Source organism: Methylobacterium sp. WL120 (assembly GCF_008039465.1).
Classification (GTDB): Bacteria; Pseudomonadota; Alphaproteobacteria; order Rhizobiales; family Beijerinckiaceae; genus Methylobacterium; species Methylobacterium cerastii.
In genome coordinates, this window is record NZ_VRUT01000013.1 from 18,571 (window position 1) to 34,630 (window position 16,060).

Annotated in this window: 29 protein-coding genes; 1 reads left to right on the forward strand and 28 read right to left on the reverse strand. The window is 62.0% G+C overall.

All coding sequences use genetic code 11. The features are described 5' to 3' along the window. Window positions 1-6 precede the first annotated feature (6 nt). From FV229_RS04545 to FV229_RS04635, 20 genes are all read right to left on the reverse strand, one after another. A complete protein-coding gene (locus FV229_RS04545; RefSeq protein ID WP_147750812.1) occupies window positions 7-255 on the reverse strand; it encodes a hypothetical protein in 249 nt (82 codons plus the stop codon). Beyond that, window positions 242-517 carry a hypothetical protein gene (locus FV229_RS04550; RefSeq protein ID WP_147750813.1) on the reverse strand — a complete coding sequence of 92 codons (276 nt, stop codon included), beginning with the start codon at window positions 515-517 and terminating at the stop codon, window positions 242-244. The genes FV229_RS04545 and FV229_RS04550 overlap by 14 nt, the downstream gene beginning before the upstream one ends. Further along, window positions 517-861 (reverse strand): hypothetical protein, encoded by a 345-nt coding sequence (locus FV229_RS04555; RefSeq protein ID WP_147750814.1) that lies wholly within the window; start codon window positions 859-861, stop codon window positions 517-519. The genes FV229_RS04550 and FV229_RS04555 overlap by 1 nt, the downstream gene beginning before the upstream one ends. Further along, the gene (locus FV229_RS04560) at window positions 858-1,334 is read right to left on the reverse strand and encodes a hypothetical protein (RefSeq protein ID WP_147750815.1); all 477 of its coding nucleotides are present in this window, start codon (window positions 1,332-1,334) and stop codon (window positions 858-860) included. Before FV229_RS04560 ends, FV229_RS04555 begins: the two co-directional genes overlap by 4 nt. A 51-nt stretch (window positions 1,335-1,385) precedes the next feature. After that, window positions 1,386-1,583: a hypothetical protein gene (locus tag FV229_RS04565; RefSeq protein ID WP_147750816.1), complete on the reverse strand. Its 198-nt coding sequence runs from the start codon at window positions 1,581-1,583 to the stop codon at window positions 1,386-1,388. Continuing rightward, window positions 1,580-2,383, reverse strand: coding sequence for a hypothetical protein (locus FV229_RS04570; protein ID WP_147750817.1), 804 nt, complete (start codon window positions 2,381-2,383; stop codon window positions 1,580-1,582). The genes FV229_RS04565 and FV229_RS04570 overlap by 4 nt, the downstream gene beginning before the upstream one ends. 10 nt (window positions 2,384-2,393) lie before the next feature. Further along, the gene (locus tag FV229_RS04575) at window positions 2,394-3,224 is read right to left on the reverse strand and encodes a YqaJ viral recombinase family protein (protein WP_187275058.1); all 831 of its coding nucleotides are present in this window, start codon (window positions 3,222-3,224) and stop codon (window positions 2,394-2,396) included. A gap of 87 nt (window positions 3,225-3,311) precedes the next feature. Next, window positions 3,312-3,950: a DNA polymerase III subunit epsilon gene (gene dnaQ / locus FV229_RS04580; RefSeq protein WP_246688049.1), complete on the reverse strand. Its 639-nt coding sequence runs from the start codon at window positions 3,948-3,950 to the stop codon at window positions 3,312-3,314. Next, window positions 3,871-4,311 carry a hypothetical protein gene (locus tag FV229_RS27935; RefSeq protein WP_246688050.1) on the reverse strand — a complete coding sequence of 147 codons (441 nt, stop codon included), beginning with the start codon at window positions 4,309-4,311 and terminating at the stop codon, window positions 3,871-3,873. Before FV229_RS27935 ends, dnaQ begins: the two co-directional genes overlap by 80 nt. Continuing rightward, on the reverse strand, window positions 4,311-4,547 hold the full coding sequence (locus FV229_RS04585; RefSeq protein WP_147750820.1) for a hypothetical protein: 237 nt from the start codon (window positions 4,545-4,547) through the stop codon (window positions 4,311-4,313). Before FV229_RS04585 ends, FV229_RS27935 begins: the two co-directional genes overlap by 1 nt. Then, window positions 4,531-5,127, reverse strand: a complete 597-nt coding sequence (locus FV229_RS04590) for a hypothetical protein (RefSeq protein WP_147750821.1) — start codon at window positions 5,125-5,127, stop codon at window positions 4,531-4,533. Before FV229_RS04590 ends, FV229_RS04585 begins: the two co-directional genes overlap by 17 nt. Further along, complete coding sequence (locus FV229_RS04595) at window positions 5,105-5,452, reverse strand: hypothetical protein (RefSeq protein WP_147750822.1); 348 nt, start codon at window positions 5,450-5,452, stop codon at window positions 5,105-5,107. The genes FV229_RS04590 and FV229_RS04595 overlap by 23 nt, the downstream gene beginning before the upstream one ends. Before the next feature lie 5 nt (window positions 5,453-5,457). After that, a complete protein-coding gene (locus tag FV229_RS04600; RefSeq protein WP_147750823.1) occupies window positions 5,458-6,237 on the reverse strand; it encodes a hypothetical protein in 780 nt (259 codons plus the stop codon). Between the two features lie 17 nt (window positions 6,238-6,254). Then, entirely contained in the window at window positions 6,255-6,569 is a 315-nt protein-coding gene (locus FV229_RS04605) for an HNH endonuclease (RefSeq protein ID WP_210246584.1), read from the reverse strand. 103 nt (window positions 6,570-6,672) lie between these two features. Then, window positions 6,673-7,191, reverse strand: a complete 519-nt coding sequence (ssb, locus tag FV229_RS04610; RefSeq protein WP_147750825.1) for a single-stranded DNA-binding protein — start codon at window positions 7,189-7,191, stop codon at window positions 6,673-6,675. Between the two features lie 58 nt (window positions 7,192-7,249). Continuing rightward, complete coding sequence (locus tag FV229_RS04615) at window positions 7,250-8,827, reverse strand: bifunctional DNA primase/helicase (RefSeq protein WP_147750826.1); 1,578 nt, start codon at window positions 8,825-8,827, stop codon at window positions 7,250-7,252. A 195-nt stretch (window positions 8,828-9,022) separates the two neighbouring features. Continuing rightward, window positions 9,023-9,928, reverse strand: coding sequence for a DUF1376 domain-containing protein (locus FV229_RS04620; RefSeq protein WP_187275060.1), 906 nt, complete (start codon window positions 9,926-9,928; stop codon window positions 9,023-9,025). Beyond that, window positions 9,928-10,443, reverse strand: a complete 516-nt coding sequence (locus tag FV229_RS04625; RefSeq protein ID WP_147750828.1) for a hypothetical protein — start codon at window positions 10,441-10,443, stop codon at window positions 9,928-9,930. The genes FV229_RS04620 and FV229_RS04625 overlap by 1 nt, the downstream gene beginning before the upstream one ends. A 61-nt stretch (window positions 10,444-10,504) precedes the next feature. After that, window positions 10,505-10,975, reverse strand: a complete 471-nt coding sequence (locus tag FV229_RS04630; protein ID WP_147750829.1) for a RusA family crossover junction endodeoxyribonuclease — start codon at window positions 10,973-10,975, stop codon at window positions 10,505-10,507. Beyond that, window positions 10,972-11,211, reverse strand: a complete 240-nt coding sequence (locus tag FV229_RS04635; protein WP_147750830.1) for a hypothetical protein — start codon at window positions 11,209-11,211, stop codon at window positions 10,972-10,974. Before FV229_RS04635 ends, FV229_RS04630 begins: the two co-directional genes overlap by 4 nt. A gap of 212 nt (window positions 11,212-11,423) precedes the next feature. Between FV229_RS04635 and FV229_RS04640 the strand changes: the two genes are divergently transcribed. Continuing rightward, window positions 11,424-12,272 (forward strand): helix-turn-helix transcriptional regulator, encoded by an 849-nt coding sequence (locus FV229_RS04640; protein WP_147750831.1) that lies wholly within the window; start codon window positions 11,424-11,426, stop codon window positions 12,270-12,272. Between the two features lie 31 nt (window positions 12,273-12,303). Here FV229_RS04640 and FV229_RS04645 read toward each other — a convergent pair whose 3' ends face one another. From FV229_RS04645 to FV229_RS04680, 8 genes are all read right to left on the reverse strand, one after another. Beyond that, window positions 12,304-12,903 carry a hypothetical protein gene (locus FV229_RS04645; RefSeq protein ID WP_147750832.1) on the reverse strand — a complete coding sequence of 200 codons (600 nt, stop codon included), beginning with the start codon at window positions 12,901-12,903 and terminating at the stop codon, window positions 12,304-12,306. 202 nt (window positions 12,904-13,105) lie between these two features. Then, window positions 13,106-13,630 carry an HD domain-containing protein gene (locus tag FV229_RS04650; protein WP_147750833.1) on the reverse strand — a complete coding sequence of 175 codons (525 nt, stop codon included), beginning with the start codon at window positions 13,628-13,630 and terminating at the stop codon, window positions 13,106-13,108. Between the two features lie 28 nt (window positions 13,631-13,658). After that, entirely contained in the window at window positions 13,659-14,015 is a 357-nt protein-coding gene (locus FV229_RS04655) for a hypothetical protein (RefSeq protein WP_147750834.1), read from the reverse strand. A 211-nt stretch (window positions 14,016-14,226) separates the two neighbouring features. Beyond that, the gene (locus FV229_RS04660; RefSeq protein WP_147750835.1) at window positions 14,227-14,607 is read right to left on the reverse strand and encodes a hypothetical protein; all 381 of its coding nucleotides are present in this window, start codon (window positions 14,605-14,607) and stop codon (window positions 14,227-14,229) included. After that, complete coding sequence (locus FV229_RS04665) at window positions 14,583-14,891, reverse strand: hypothetical protein (protein WP_147750836.1); 309 nt, start codon at window positions 14,889-14,891, stop codon at window positions 14,583-14,585. The genes FV229_RS04660 and FV229_RS04665 overlap by 25 nt, the downstream gene beginning before the upstream one ends. Then, window positions 14,884-15,276: a hypothetical protein gene (locus FV229_RS04670; RefSeq protein ID WP_147750837.1), complete on the reverse strand. Its 393-nt coding sequence runs from the start codon at window positions 15,274-15,276 to the stop codon at window positions 14,884-14,886. Before FV229_RS04670 ends, FV229_RS04665 begins: the two co-directional genes overlap by 8 nt. Next, window positions 15,273-15,743, reverse strand: coding sequence for a hypothetical protein (locus FV229_RS04675; protein ID WP_147750838.1), 471 nt, complete (start codon window positions 15,741-15,743; stop codon window positions 15,273-15,275). Before FV229_RS04675 ends, FV229_RS04670 begins: the two co-directional genes overlap by 4 nt. After that, entirely contained in the window at window positions 15,740-15,964 is a 225-nt protein-coding gene (locus FV229_RS04680; RefSeq protein ID WP_147750839.1) for a hypothetical protein, read from the reverse strand. Before FV229_RS04680 ends, FV229_RS04675 begins: the two co-directional genes overlap by 4 nt. Between the last annotated feature and the right edge of the window lie 96 nt (window positions 15,965-16,060).

Here is a 16,060-nt window from a genome sequence, read left to right on the forward strand (position 1 = left end):
AATCTCCTAGCGAACACAGCGCCCGCGCTCGGCGCGGACGGCGGCGACAGCTCGCTTCAAGGCGGCGAGCATCGCGGTGACATTCTCCGGCTCCTGGCCCTTGAACGAGCCAGGTGTCGGCATGGACATCTTGCCGGACGCGATCCTCACCGCGTCCTGAATGAGTCCGTCGCGGACCGAGGGGATGCCGAGCAGCTTGGCATCCGTGCGGACAACAAGGGCTGCAGCTTGGATTTCACGATCACGCGGCGACATCGCGGGCGTCCAAGAGGTCGTCCTCGACGAGCATCATCGCCTGGGTCAGGTCGTCCATCTCGATGCGGAGCTTGCTGAAACGCGCCAAGAGGAGATCCCGGTTGGAGAGCGGTCCAAGGGGAGGGCGGGAGTCGATGCCGAAGCGACCGGCCTTGCCCAGCAGCTGCATGACATGGCCGGCTTCGATCATCACCTCGCCGATCTCTTCGCCGAGGCGGGCGCGGCGGCCGACAGGGTCGGTTGGCATGTACTTCGGGTTCATCACATCACTCCTTCGGCGTAGAGTTCGGCCCAGACCTCGTCGGGAAATTCGATCCCGAGGTAGCTCTCGATCGGCTGGCGCCCCCAGTGGCGTTCGGCGATCAGGGCTCGGATCAGAGCCAGTTGGGCGTCGATGCGCAGGGTGTTCTGCTGCACGCCCACGATGTTGCCCGGTCGCAATAAGAACCGGTGCAGGATGCTGTCTCGCAGGTAGGCCGCTTCCTCCAGCTCCAGGAAGGGATTGATGAGCTGCTGAAGCGCCTTGTCCGTGCGCCAGTTCGGGAACACGGTGTTGGCCGTATCATCGTCGGAGCGCCCCGTGACGACAGGATACGCTTCGTTCATGCGGCTTCTGGCCATTGGCACTCACTCTTCGCTTCGGTCATGAGGGACTTCAGGTCGACGCCGGGAAGGATGCTCTCGGAGACGATTTGTTGTGCGCGTTCGAAATACTTCGTGAACTCTTCGTCGCCCATCGCATCGAACGCGATCGACGAAGGCATGAGGCGCATCTCACCTTCGATGGTGATGTAGTTCTCGACGACGCCGCATGCGGTGAGCAGCATGTTGTGGAGCGGTCGCTCGTCGGTGAAGTGCTCGCTGTTGTCGACGACCTTCCTGATCCACGGCCAGTAGAGCCGCAGCTGCGGGAGGCTTCGGACCTGGGCTAAGGAGGCCCGGATCTGCTTGTTGCCGTGACGGTCGGCTTTGACCGTCTTGGTGCGATCCAGGAAGCGCTCCCGGTCGAACTTCGAATGTGGCTTCACGGTGCCGTCGGGCATCACGTCCAACAACACCCAGTGATCTCTGCTCTTCATGATCCCTCCGTTTGCATGACTGCAAGCGATCGGGCGGCGTGCGTCGCTCGATCAGGTCTTGTCGGCGGTGAGTGCCGCGATCCGATCCCGGCAGCGGGAGGCGAGATCCGCCTCCTGCTCCTGGGTCAGCTTGAACTGGTGGCGACGAACCGTCTCGTCGCGCCACCAGCCCCGAAGCTGCTGGCCGGTGACCGCCATCTCGATCGCGACATGCGCCAAGCGGCAGTACGCCTCGGCCTCAGTCATCATGCAGCCTTCTGTTCACCCTTGCCCGGCCAGCCCAGGGCTGTCAGTCGATCCCTGCCGGCGCCGCGCAGCTCCTTGTTCAGGGCCTCGGGAACCTTGGCGAGCAGCTCCTGGGTTGCAGGCTTGAGCATCAGCTCGGTGACCGCCTTGGTGGTGCGGCACTTGCGGATGCTCTCGCGGAGAGCCTTGACGTCGTCGGACTCGTCGCCCTGGGCCTCGCCAGCGCCCTCCTGGCGGCCTTCGTCGTCCTGGGACGTCTCCTTGTCCGGCTCGGGCTCCTGACGCCGCTCCTCGGGCTCCAGATCGAGGTGGCGACCCTTCGGCCGCTCGTCCTGGCGCTCGTCACGCTCGGGCTCGTCGCGATCGTCGGAACGAGAACTGCCGGATCCCTGGTTGCGAGCGGCGAAGTCCTCGGCCTCCTCTTCGGAGTAGGCGCCGTGCATGCCGGCCAGCTTGATGATGACGCGGTCCTTGGCGCGCTTCTCGGCCATCGCGAACGGGTAGCCGGGCTGCTTGCCCTTGATCAGGTAGTTCGCGCCGCCGCCGTCACCGTTGCCGATCTTCACCTCGCCGAACGACCACTCGGCGATGCCGTCCTTTCGGGTGGCTCGTGCCAGGACGACGACCTCGCCGTCGGTGATGCGGATCATGGTCGGCAGATCCCAGGTCAGCTGCAGCTTGGCGGCGAGACGCTCCAGCGCCGAGTGCAGGATGACCGGCTTGCCCTTGACGTCCCACACGTCCTTGCGGCCGAGCGGAACCTCGTGGGTCTTGAACAGGTCGCGGATTTCGTTGTTGTCCAAAGTAACCTCCTCAGGCGGCGATGTCCATCGGGACAGCAGGTGTGATCTCGTAGAGAGCACGACCGTCTTTCCCGCGTTTCATTTTGACTCCGTACCCGTGCGCGATCATCGCGTCTTCCGGGAATAGCTTCTTGATCTTGCGCTTGGCGCTGTCGTGCTTCTTCGTAGCCTCGACAGTCTCGGTGAGTGTCCCAGCAAGCACGGACCACTCGTTGTTGCCCTTCATGTCGACGATCTTGGTGCGCTCGACGACGATCGGGGTGTCGGCTGCCTTCGGGAAGTTCGGCAGGGTGCCCGACTGGACAGCCTCCCAGAATTCCCGCTCGGCCTCTTCCATCGCGACCTGATAGAAGAAGTCGGACTTGACCTCAGCCATCTTCCACATGCCGCCGCCAGTCAGAACTGAGAGATACGCAGTCTCCAGACCTGTGACCCACATGTTGTGCTGGAGCTGGCCGTAATACTTCTTGACGGCGTCTTCGAGAGACCAGTTGAACGGGAGCATGAACTTGGCCTCGAAGATGCCCTTCTCAGGGCAGTCGGGGCAGTTGCGAACCTTGCCGTCCAGCGTTGCGTGGGCATGCTCCCAGTCGGGATGACGAACCTTCTGCTGCATGTCCGTGACCCACAGGCCGGTCTCATGCTCGAAGACGTCCGCGTTGAACTCCTCGGTGATGTTGCCGAGCTGGATCAGGACGACCTCGGAGAAGTCGAGTTCGATGCTCTCGCCTCGCTTCTCCATCCAGATGTCCTCGACCGCGAACTGGTCGCCGGACATGATGATGCGGGCGTCGGATCCGCCGATCGAGGAGCGGCGAGCCAGCTTGTCGGCGTCGCTCATGCCGATGTGGCCAGTGCGACGGAACTTCGATGGGGATTGCATTTGCACTGACTCCGTCATTTGCATTACTGCCTGCGAACGCCGAGGTCAATGCGCTTTCGCGCGGGCCTCGTCGGAAATGTAGCGGTTCCAAAGGGCCTTGGCCCCGAGGTCGGTGATGAAGGCGGTGTGCGCCGCCGTCTCGTCGGGGGAGGCGCGCGAGATGAACCGCCGGCCCTGGTACTGGCCGGACGAGACCTCGATCACTTCGTCGACCTTCGCCGCGAGATCGATGCCGAACTGCCGGCCGCCGTTCAGGTGGAGGTACACCTCAGCCAGGATCTCGGAGTCGAGCAGCGCGCCGTGCTTCTCGCGCTTGGAGTTGTCGATGTTGAAGTGCCGGCACATGGCGTCGAGGTTGTGCTGGCCGCCGGGCTTGGCCCGCTTCGACATCGGCAGCGTGTCGATCATCTCGTTGCTGAGGACCGGCATCTCCAGGCGCTTCAGCTCGGCGTTCATCATCTTGACGTCGAAGGGGGCGTTGTGGGCCACCATCGGCGCGTCGCCGACGAACTCCAGAAACTTCGGCATCACCCGCTTTATCGTCGGGTGCTTCTTGAGGAAGTCGTAGGTCAGGCCGTGGATCTTCACGACCACGTCCGGCACGTCACGCTGCGGGTTGATGTAGGCGTGGAACGTGCGCCCGGTGGGGATAAAATCGATCAGCTCGACTGCTCCGACCTCCACGATCCGGTCGCTGTCGGCACTCAGGCCCGTCGTTTCCGTGTCCCATACAACGTGACGCATCGGGGTGTGCCTCTCTGATGATCCGCTTGGCGTACTCTCGATGGGTGCCGACCTTGCGGACGATGTGTTCGAGGGTCTCGCCTTGCGCGTGAAGCGCCAGGATCTTCGACTTGGACGAGACCCTGCTGGACGGCCGGAGCGGCATCTTCAGGTGCTGGGTCAGCCGGTAGATCCACTCGCGCGAGACCAGGAACTCGTCGGCGATGTCGTCGGGATGGCCGCCTTCGCAGCGCATCTTGATGATGGCCGCCTTGTCCTCGGCGGTCAGAAGTTCGTTCTTGCGCAACCCATGAGCTGCCATCAGGCGTCCTCCCCCTCCATTCCGGTCAATCGCATCATCAGGGTGTGGTGGTAGAGCCGGGCATCGAGCAGCGCCTCCAGGGCGCCAATCGCGCCCTGCCGGGCCATCTCCAGCTCGGCCGGCGCACCGACCAGCAGGGAGGCCTGGAAATCGCCCAGGCGGGAATCCAGGAAGATCTGGGCCGCCTGGAGCTTCAACCCGGCCTTGCCGACCTCCTGCTCAGTTGGTCTCGCCATGATGTGCCTCCACGAAGCCCTGTCCGTTGGGCGAGGGGATGATGCCGGCGTCCTCTCGGAGACCTTTGAGGATTCGACCGAGCGCTCTGGTTCGGATTTCGTAGGAGACCTGTCGGATCCGCGTCCGTCCGTGCTTGTTGAGCACCTTCGCCGCCTCGTCTTCGGCGCCCTTGGCGAGGAGAACGACAGCCTTCTGCAGGCTGTGGTCATCCTCTTTTGAGCACCAACGAAGCCATTCGAGCACGCCGACGGAGCGCTCGACGTCGTTCCGCTGCGGCATGTACCGGCTCTGCCCTTCGAACGGCTTCATCGCCGAGAGCACGCGAAGCCGCTCGATCTCGACCAGCTCGTGCTTGGTCATGCCGACCGCGTTCCAGCCGCCGGAGCGTGTCCCGGAGGACAGCCAGCGCTTCTCCTGGTCGGGCACCCGATCGAGGAGGTCGAGGGATTCGGTGATCAGGAGCCACAAGGCATGGCGGTAGTTGGAGCCGCCGCCGAACCTGTCCCGCGCCAGCCCGACACCGTGGTCGAGCCAGCGCAGGGCGCGCTCCCTGTCTTCAGGCAGGAACCGCAAGCGCATGTCGTGTCCTCTTGGTATCCAGGCTGCGCTCTTTCGGAAGGCGTCGCCGAGTGGCGCGGTATTCGTATCGGCTCTCGCCGAGCTTGCGCTGGTTCAGGATGAGGTAGCCTTCTCGGGCATCCTTCATCACGCGGGTGGCGATGCCTTCGATGACGCCGATGCTGTCGCGTTGCTCGGCATCCATTTCGGGGAAGTTCGTCGGATCACGATCGAACTGGAGATCACCCGTCCAGTAGACCAGGACGTCTCCGGTGCGAGCGTCCTTGAACCAGTCGTAGTATTCGGCGAGGGCACCGGCCCCCGCCTCCAGTTCGGTCAAGCGCATGGTGATCAGTTCCCGTAGACGTCTGTGGCGAGCCGGACGAGGTCGAGGTGGGCGTCCACCAGGGTCGCGTGGCTCTCGGCGAGCTGGTCGAGCAGGTTGCGGCGGTCGTCCTCGAAGTCCTTCTCGTCCTGATCCTCCTGCTGGTCGAAGCCGAGCAGGTTCGCGGACTTGCCGGACAGGTACGGCGGCAGAGTCGCCGAGTGGATGTCGCGGAAGACGTGCGGCTCACGCTGCATCTTCGGCGGCAGGGCCATCGACGCCTGCAGCTCCTTGACCATCGGAGCGATCACCGCGTCGAAGAAGTTCGTCGGCTTGGTGCCGAAGATCTCGTTCATGAACTCGGGCGGGAAGGAGAAGCTCTTGCCGTCGTCCGAGCCCTTCGGAGCGAAGTCGGGGAACACGTCGTGGCCGTAGTTGACGCCCTCCTCGATCTTCTCGGCGCCCACGAACCGGAACTGGATCGGCGAGTCGGGGCCGAGCGCCTCGGCGACGGCCTTGTCCAGCAGCGGGCCGAACTCGGGGTCGGTTGGCTTGAGGCCACCGGCAGCGACACTCTCGATCGCCTTCTGGATGATGGCGTCGATCTCCTGCGGATCCGGGAAGGCGGTGCCGATGGTGACCTGGCCGGGGGCCGGATCGTAGCTCACGCCCTCGGAAGCCGTGGCATCCGGGGTCTCGTTGGTGGCGTCACCCATGATCGCGGCACGCAAGGCGGCCTCGGCGTCGGCGCGGGTGGCCGGGGTGGCGGTCAGGGCAGGGCGGGTCATGAAATCAGCGACGTTCATCTTGCTCATCCTTGATGTCAGGCTTCGATTTGCATTCTTGCAAGCGTGTAGCCACGCAAGCGTTCCGATACCTGGGCCTTGAACCCAGGGTAGTTCAGGTTTTCCTTCTGCGTTCCCCAAATCAGGTTGCTCGGCCAGTTGTGCGAAGCATCCTCGTCGTCGTGCATGACGACAGCCTTCGGGAAAGGCTTGGGTCCGTTGAAGGCCTCACAGACCAGTTGGTGGACCTTGTAGGTCTTCCTCTTGAAGAGGAATGTGAAGCGCTTGGGCTTGTCGGTCCAGACGCCGTAGGTGGGCTCTCCGATGTACCAGCGGACGCCACCGTTCGGCATCGTGGACTGGTACGGTTCGATCCGAACTCGGCCCCACGAGGAGACCGAGAGACCGGGCAATCGAGAGTCCTTCCAGATCTCCGGTTCCGTCAACATAGGAAAATTACCGGAACTCAGGACCGAATGGGATATCATCGTCTAGGTCGTAGCCGCCACCACCCTTCGAGCTGGACGGGCGACCACCACCGCCACCGCTGTTGCCGCGACCGCTGTCACGACCACCGCGATCGTCACGACCGCCGTCACGGTCACCATCGTCGCGACTGCCGCCACCGCCGCCGCCGATCAGCGTGATCGAGCCGTTGAAGGGGCGCACCACGACCTCGGTGCTGTACATGTCGACGCCGTCCTTCTGCCACTTGCGGGTCTCCAGCTGGCCCTCGACGTAGACCTCGGATCCCTTGCGCAGGTACTGCTCGGCGATCTTGCCGACCGGCTCGTTGAAGATCACGACCGAGTGCCACTCGGTCTTCTCCTTGCGCTCGCCGGACGCCTTGTCCTTCCAGGTCTCGGAGGTGGCGAGGCGCAGGTTCACGACCCGGTTGCCGCTCGATCCGAGCGAACGGGACTCGGGATCGCGCCCGAGCCGTCCCACCAGGATCACCTTGTTCACACCGGCCATTTGCATCTCCTGTTCGCATTCGTTCTACACGTCCGTTTGCATGCCTGCAAGCGGAAAGTTACGCGGCGTTGGCGTTGGCCGCGATCTCGTCGAAGTCGGTGACCGGGATGTACCGCTCGGTCTCCAGGTCGAACTGCATGGGCGTGACGCCCTTTTTCCCGGCGGCCGAGAAGCGGACCTTCGGGATGATGATGTCGCGGTGCGTCTCGAACGGATCGTCGGAGTGGACGATCAGCGCGAGGTCGGGCTTGTTCGCCCAGTGCGCGGAATCCGCGATGTCGTACAGGCCCGGCTGGCCGTCGATCTTCTTCGGGTGCGCCACGACCATGACGCAGACGTCGTAAGACCGTCCGAAGCGCTTGAGCTTACGGATCGCCTCGCCGGTGTATTCGGTGGTGGAGAAGTGCTTGTCGCGGGCGTGCTCAAGCTCGTTCCACGGGTCGATGATCAGCAGCTTGGTGTTGTTTCGAAACACCGCCGTCGCCGCCTTGTCGAGCAGAAACTCGATGTCGATCTCTTCCTCGTCGTCGCGCGGATCGTTTGCGATGACCTGGAAGTATTTCTCCACGAAATCATCCGCCGACTCACGCTCCGACGGAGTCCAGAGCTTGCGGTGCTTCTTGAGGAACTTCGTTCTCAGCGAGTTGTGTAGGTACGGCTTGATCGGCTCCTCTCCGGCGAACATGACTGTGTGCCAGCCGTGGACACGCGCCATCTCGACCGAGATCTGCTTCGCCAGCTCGGACTTGCCCATGTTCGGGATGCCCGTGACGACGATGAAGGCTCCGGGATACGGCCGGAACAGCTCATCGAGACCCGGCGACAGGCCGGTGGCGTAGGTGATCGGCTCGCCCACGTCGGGGAAGTCGGAGAATTTGAACAGGCCCTTCACCGGCCAGGGCTTCACGTTCTCCAGGGTCTCGTTGACCTTGTCCTCGCCGAGGTACTGGAGCACCTCGTTGAGATCCTTCGGGCTGCGCATCTTGCCCGTCTTGGCGTCCTTGACGACCTCGTCCTTGGGGTAGTCGACCCAGTAGCAGCGGGCCGGCCCGAGGCGACGCACCAGCTCCTTCGCCAGCCGCTGACCCTGCTCGTCGGCATCGGTGGCGATGTAGAAGTTCTTCACCCGCTGCAGCCGGTCCATGTGCCGGCCGAGGTAGGCGTACTTGTCGTCGGTCAGCGGATCCAGATCGCGGGCGTCCGTCGGCACCGCGATCATGTTGCCGTGCTTGTCGCGAGCCGGGGGAGCGCCGTCCGGCACGCTGACGGTGTGGACCCAGCCACACTGGATCGCCGCAAGCGCGTCGAACTCACCCTCGGTGATCACCAGGGGCTGCGTTCCGGTCTCGAACTCCGTCATCATGTCGTCGTCGAAGAGGACTCTGGCGTTGAAGAACGTCTTCGGCGAATTCGGCTTCTGGCTGAACCGCTTCTTGCCGTCCTCGACCCAGCGGTACTTCGTGTTCACCTCGTCGGCCGGCTGCTCGAAATACGGAAAGCAGAGCGTGTTGCCGTTGTCATCCGGCTCGACGGATCCATCGCGTAAGCGCTGACCGCTGTAGAGCCCCATAGACGTCGCGAGGTCTACGTTGATCTTCCGGCTGGCGATGCCCCTCTGATGCGCTAAACTCAGCATTCCGTGCTCCTACTTCACCACAGTTTTTGCAGTTGAACGTTGCGCCTCTTTCGTCGATCTTGACGCTGAGGCACTTTAAGCTCTTGTTCGAGCCCTTCCTCTTGTGCGAACACCACGGGCAGGTGGAGTAGTGGTTGCCCTGGGCGTAGCTTCGGAGGTGGATCCCGAGTTCCGAGAGCGCTCCGGCCATGTCCATCAGTAGAGCCTCACCTTCTTGGGGGCCTGTCCGGCTACGACCGCTGCCTTGGCCTCTGCCTCGGCCTTGGCCTTCAGGATCTGGCCCCTGTCCTCAGCCTCCCGATCCTTCTTCGCCAGCGCCGCCCAGAGGATGTCCCACCAGGCCTCTGGCTTTCCGGCTCGCTTGTTCTCGTTGAACTTCCGCTCGACGAAGCTGGCCGTTCCACCCAGCTCACGGTCGAACTTGATGTGCGGGAAGGCGGCCTTCAGCTCGGCGTGCTGCGCCTCGGTGAGTTGGATCACTCCCCTCGAAAACACGAAGGCGTCGGAGTCGGCCTTCGGTCTGGCCTCGGCCTTGGATCTGGCCTCAGCCTCGGATGCCTCGATCTGGTCCCGAGCCTGACGAAACTCGTCCAGGAAATCGGGGATCTCGGCTTCGCCTCCGAGTCCGACTCCTTCTACGGAATCTGTCTTAGAAGAGTAGCTAGTAGAGAGTAGAGAGTAGAGAGTAGGATTTTGCTGACCCTCCTGCTCGGTCTCTGCTACCGTCTTTGCTATAGCATCTGCTGCACGCGATCCCTTATTTTTCAGTGAGTTAGCGGTCCCGCCAGCTTTCCCTGCAGCGCGCTTTTTATCGATCTTGCTGCGCGATTTTTCCAGCTCCTGCAGCAGCCGTTTTTGGGTGACGAAATCGCCGTCGACCACCAGTAAATTCATCACCTGCTGGCCGTACCGACGCCACTTGTCGAGGGTCAGGCCGGAGATCCTGGCGAGCAGTTTCTCGTCGTTCGGCAGCTTCCCGCCGGACCTCCACATCGACATCATGATGAGCAGGTACGCGCCGTGCTGGACGGTCGAGAGGTGCCGTGTGTCGGCGTGGTAGGCGTCGACCCAGACCGGCATGAAGAGGTTGTTGCCGGCCATCACATAGCCCCTCCCCATGCGGACAGGGCGCTCTCCACCTCTTCACGAGAGGAGACCGTCTTGGCGAAGGCTTCGATCACCTCCATCGAGACGCCGGAAAGGTGCGCCTGCTCGATCGCGTCGAAGCACTTGAAGGACTTGTCGCGCAGGCGATTTCGGATGACGCCCTGGGCGTAGAAGATCCGCCCGATGTACGGCCGGGTCTTCTCCTCGATCACCTGCCGGATGAAGCTGTCGACCTTGTGCAGACTCTTCAGGGCGCTGCCCCAGTCCGCGTCGCCATCAGCATCGTGCCGCAGGTGGACGGCGAAAGACGCCTCGATCCCGTTGAGGATGTCGTCGATGGGGAACTGCTGAAGCCATCGCTTGGCTTTGGCCATTGCGATCCCGTCTGGCTTCACAGATCCGCTCTCACCAAGGATGGCTTCGAGCTTCTGGGTGATCAGATCGAGGTCGGTAAGGCGCAGGTGTTCGGCTCCGGCTCTCGATGAGCCGGAGTGCTGCTCAATGTTCATAGCACCCTCGTGGGTAATTTGCATCAGGGGGGTCGAATGGTAATTTGCATTCCTGCAAGAGTCAATCGACGGTTTCGGCGGCGGTGAGGGTCAGGCGTGCTCCCATGGGCGCCTTGCCCCACTCGACCACCACGCGGTTCTGGAACTTGTCGTCCTCGATCAGGCCGGACTGCACGCAAAAATCCACGGCTGACTTTATGCGGTTGTCGAGATCCAGCTTGAACCGCTTCGCCTTGGTGATCACCAGGTGGACGTCGAAGGGTCCGACGATCTTCGCTGGCAGCTTCGGGTGCTGCGCCTTCAGGGCGGCCCCGGCCTTCATCTTCCAGGTCTGGTAGCTCTTCGAGAGGTAGGTCCAGGTGTTGCCGGTTCGCCGGCTGTGACCGCGCCGCCAGATGCGGTTGGTCGAGGTCGGCAGCGGCAGATCGATCTCGATGGAGGCCGGAGCCCCGTTGTGTCCGATCGGCGCCGGATCCTCTTGCACGGCCGGAGCTGGCTTGCTTGCTCGCTTGCGGACGGCTGGCGCTTTCATGCGTCCGCGCCTTCCTGCACGATGGGGCGCCAGAATTCCTGGTACAACTCGGCGCGTTGCTTCTCGTCGATGCCGGACCGGGCGAACAACAATTTCGCTGCCGCAAGCATCGAGTTGCCAAGGACCATGAGAGCCTCAGGGTTTCCTTTAGCTGAACGCTCCATCTGGTCCAGCAACGTGAAGGTTGCTGACTGCGCTTCGATCCCGTCGACGATGTCGTAAGTTTTTGCTGTCACGTTTTTCTCTTCTCTGGACCGCCTCGACTTCTTTCAGGAGGCGATCGAAGTGTTGTTCCGATCTGCGTATTTGCATTGGAGGAGAACGAAAGGAGAACACTGCGAGTTCGCATTGACAAACCTTGTATGCTTGCAACGCCAACGAGTTTGCGCTACCAAAACTCTCGGCCAGGGGGCCTTGATTTGACGCAAACCTCTTCGGAACGTCCTTTATGCAACTGGCATTATCGGAATGCAAATGCCAATGCAAACTGGATACCCCGATCCCCGGTAGGTGTCAAACAGAAGAGACGGATACGATGGACGATGTCATGACGGACCAGGAGAACGGCACCTCGTCGAGCAAGCTCGTGCGCAGCCAGGAGCAGCTGACGCAGACGCGCGCCGAGTTCATTCAGTGGATCGATCACATCCTGACGCGGAAGAAGTGGACCGGGACCGACCTGGCCAACCATTCCGGTATGGCGCCGTCCACGATACTCAGGATCATGAACAGCAAGGACCATTCGTTCAACATCTCGTTCAAGACCATCCGCAAGGTGTCGGAAGGCTCGGGCTTCCCGATTCCCCGCTCGCTGATGGAGGCGCACGACGTGAAGCATGTCGATGGTGTGCCGGACCTGACGCCGAAGGTGCGCCATACGCCCGCCCGTCAGACGGCCCCTCCGCAGGGTCAGCAGGCGGGCCGGACGATCCGGGTGAAGTACGTCTCGGCGCTGCCGTCGAGCCTCGTGCAGTCGCCCCGTGAAGACATGTACGAAGCGTGCCCGCCGCAGATGATGAACGACGAAACCGCGTTCGCCTTCCGCATGCCGGACGACGCGCTCGCTCCGCTGATCCGAGGCGGCATGATGATGTTCGCGACCAAGCGTCGTGATCCGTCGGCCGGCGAGATCGTGCTGATCGTCGACAACGCCGGACGCGCCAAGGTGCGCCTCGTGACCGATGTCAACGAGTCGGGCATCGGCGTCAGGAAGCTGTGCGACGAGGATGTCGAGACGATCCCCTTCGACGACGTGAAGGAGTTCGGTGTGGTCGACGGGATCTGGCGGCGATCGTGAGGGGAGGGGGCTGGCGCTTGGCGCCGGCCCCTCAGTTCACGGCGGTTGTGAGTTCACCACCCTTCACGAGGGTCACGTCCGTCGTATCGAGGACGTTGGGATCGTCATGCGAGTGGGCAAGTGAGACCCGGTAGTGGTTTCCCTGGTAGTTGATCACGCGTCGCATCAGGACCGGTGTCGAACCGGGCTCCCAAGGTCGCGATGTGAGGTAGTCGGCGATCTCTTGCCGAGAGACCAGTCCGTCGCCGTCGGTGTCGAGGCGCGCTCCGATCGTCGCCGACGTGCCGATGAGAGCGAGGGCCAACCCAACCACAGCAGGGGCACGCAAGAAGCTCGTGAGCGGTGGTAGGCCAGACATCTGCTTCGGCTTGGCCGGAGGATCCTCGACCGAGATGCGCCCGACGCATCCACCGGCCAACCACTTCTGGAACCAGACCGGCGTCGGCGCCATCTTCCCGACACTCTCGACCTGGCCGATCGCATCCCACATCTGATCGATGGCTGCGACCAAGGCATCCACCTTCCGGGATCCAAGCTCGAACACAACGTCGTCTGCGTCCATCGGCTCGGCGACGAACTCGTGCCCATCGGTGTAGATCACATAGCCACGGTAGTGCAGCTCGGTCGACATGCTTTCTGCGCCCTTCGCACCCAGACTGGATTGCATTTGCAGGTTGGTACAACGGTACAGATGTATCAGCAAGCGAAAATTAACCTAATTTTCGCCGGCCATGCAAAATTGTGAGCATTTGGTTTCAACCGCCTTGCATCGGCCGCAAGACGGTGAAAATTCAGGCGGCCTGGATGGAACGAAAACACCTGAACGATGATGCCTAAAACTTGGGCAGACGCTCTCGCTGGTAGGCGTTCAGCACCTCAAGGGCCTTCTGACGTAGTGCAGGGGCGGCCAGCCTGAGAAGCTCCCACAGGTCGGCCTTCTCGGCCATGTAGACCTTGGCGAAGCTCGGGTCGTGCGTCGTGATCGACTCGGCGTTGTCGATCAGATCCGCCATCTTGATCGATTGCCCGTCAGCGTCAGCCAACGCCAGGTGGTCTCGGTCAAGCGCCTTACGGTGCGCTCGGTTCCCAATTTGTCCGATGCTCACATCCGTCACCTGAGCCACGAGATCTGCAACACGATCACCGAATTCTCGACGAATGTCGTCGCTCGTGACCGACGTGTCCTCGACGGTGTCATGCAGCAGAGCGGCGGCTAGAATTTCATCAGCGAACCCAAGGTCTCGCAATCTCTCCGATACGGCGATGGGGTGAATTATGTATTCATCTGCTGTGTATTTTCGCATCTGACCCTTGTGGGCCTCCGTCGCGAAGACCAGGGCCTTTTCGATTATAGTCATTCATTCCTCATTTGCATAATTGCAAGTCTCAGGGTATTCGATCTCGGATCGTCTGCATCTCCGAGATGAAGGTCTCCAGGAATTTCTGGGAGGCTGGCAGATGATCAGACGACAGAGCTGATCGAAGCGCACGAAGTTCGCCGAGTCGAAGACGAGATTTATTCGCGTCTGCGATGCACGCCCACTCGGCCCGCTCAACCGCAAGTTCGGCCTTCGCGACCTCAAAGTCGAGAATGTCCATCACCTCGTCAACCAAAGGCTTTGCGTCGGTGACGATCCGCCGGATCCCGTCGACCGCCTTAGACAGGGTCTCGATGGTGCCAGGTAACAGGCTCGTGAGCCTGGGATTTACGATGAAGTCGTTGGAAGTACATTTCTTGTTCATTCTTCGCCTTTGTCCTTCGATTTCCGTATCTCCATACTACCTGCTCGACGCATTTCATCTTCGGTTGGTTCCCATGGTTGCAGGCAGTGTTCTATGGCTGATAAAGCCAGTGCTTGTGTCCGAGACAAGCCACTTCTGAGATACCAACGAACAGAACTCGTGGTTACACCGAGAAAATCTGCCGCATCGCTGATGGATAGATCTCTCGTCTTTAGCCAGGCAGCGAACTCATCGCCGGATAGATGCCTCGCTGCTGAGTTACGGGGTGAAACTGACACTCATCGAATTCCCGCTTGCCTTCAATCTCGGCTTCGTAACCGCCATTATACGTGGAAGCCACAGAAAGTTCCTCGTTAGAATCATTCCGAACACGGTGACGGTAGAGCTGCCGGTTCAGGACGGTGAGGGCATCGGCCGAGAGGTATCGATTGCGGTGGTCGAGCCCCAGGGGTCGCCGCACCGTCTGCACGGATCCGCAGCGACGCACGAAAGAGGCCAGCCGAACCACGGCAGACGCCTCGATGCACATTGAACGTTCGACTCCGTGATCTAGTCCGTAGATGTACGTCACGGTGGCAGGGAGCTTGGACATGTTGCTTCTCGCTCGTGGGCGCCGGCTGCGCGGGCCTCGTGAAAGGTGGCTGGTTCGGTGATCAGGATCTCGCCTTCGACCTCGGCCCAGGCCCGAGCCCCGCACTTCAGCGGCGGCATCGAACGCGGGTCGATGAAGCGGGTGCGTCCCAAGATCTCCACCGCTTGAGCGTAGACCGGCGCACCACCTGCGCGCCGGACGATGTACTGATGGCGCTGGCCACCGTCCTTCTGGTTCATCGCCATGTTCAGGCGGTTGACGTGGACGATTGCGATCTCAGCCATAGATCAGGTCGCCGAACAGGCAGCACTGGATGAACACGTCGGCGGTGTCCGAGTCGCCGTTCTCGTCGACCAGATCCCGGAAGTGGTCCTGGTACTTTTCGGACATCGTGTTGAGGCCGGACTGGACGTTCGCCGGGGTGAGGTATCGGTCGCGGCCCGCGCCAGCCTTGTGCTCCTCAAGCTCGGTGAACTTGATGCTGAATGGGCCGGCGTAGAGCTTCGGATCGGCGTACCAGGGCTTCTCCGTGAGCGTGGAGCGGTCGGGCTCCATCACATCGACAGCCTCGCACCAGTAGCCGATGCCGCCCTCGATCGCGGTGATCACCTGGTCGGCGATCTTGCTTGGCGAGAGCGTCTTGGTGATGGTGACACTGAACTCGTTCATGATGCGACCGTGAGCTTTCCGGCGCGCAGGAGCGCCACGACGTGTTTCTCGGCGGCGACCTTGGCGTACTCGTCGATCCGAGCCTGGGCCGCGTTCTCTTCGATGGTCAGCTGCCGGCGAGCTTCCTTGATCGCGGCGGCGACAGCGTCCTTGACCGTAGCTTGCGCGACCTTCTCGGCCTCGGCCTTGGCGTAGACCTTGATGGTCGAGAGTACCTCGTCCTTGAGGAAGTCTCGGATCACACCCTTGATCGCCTCGGGCATCCTCCAGCGGCTGGCCAGATCACTCTCCAGCCGGCCGATCGCCTTCTGGATCTGCTGGGTCCAGCTGCCCTCACGCTCCTCGATCTTCTTGCGCAGCGCCTCGGCGACCTGAGGCACGGTGGTGTGCAGCAGCTCGACCTCGATGTGAGGATGAGCCGCCAGGATCGCCTGGTAGGTTGGGGTGTCGATGAGGATGCGGTTCATGACCGGATCTCGGAGATGGTGGCGATGGCCGTCAGGGCGATGAAGGTGGTGCCACCCGCGTAGATCACCTGGATCACGTCAGGCGCATCCGAGAGCTGCTGCCAGGGGCCTTCGTAGATCTCCTGGTTCCGCAGGGAGAACCGGATCGTCGGGGTGCTTCCATCCTCGTCCGGCTCATTGCCGATGTTGCGCATGATGGCATCGAAACTGGCGCGCTGCATTGGATCCTCGCTTGCATGCTTGCTTGTGGGCGGGCGGCCGTAGCCGCCCGCTGTCAATGGGTGAGCGGAATCGCTCGGGACTTGCGACCCTCAGCC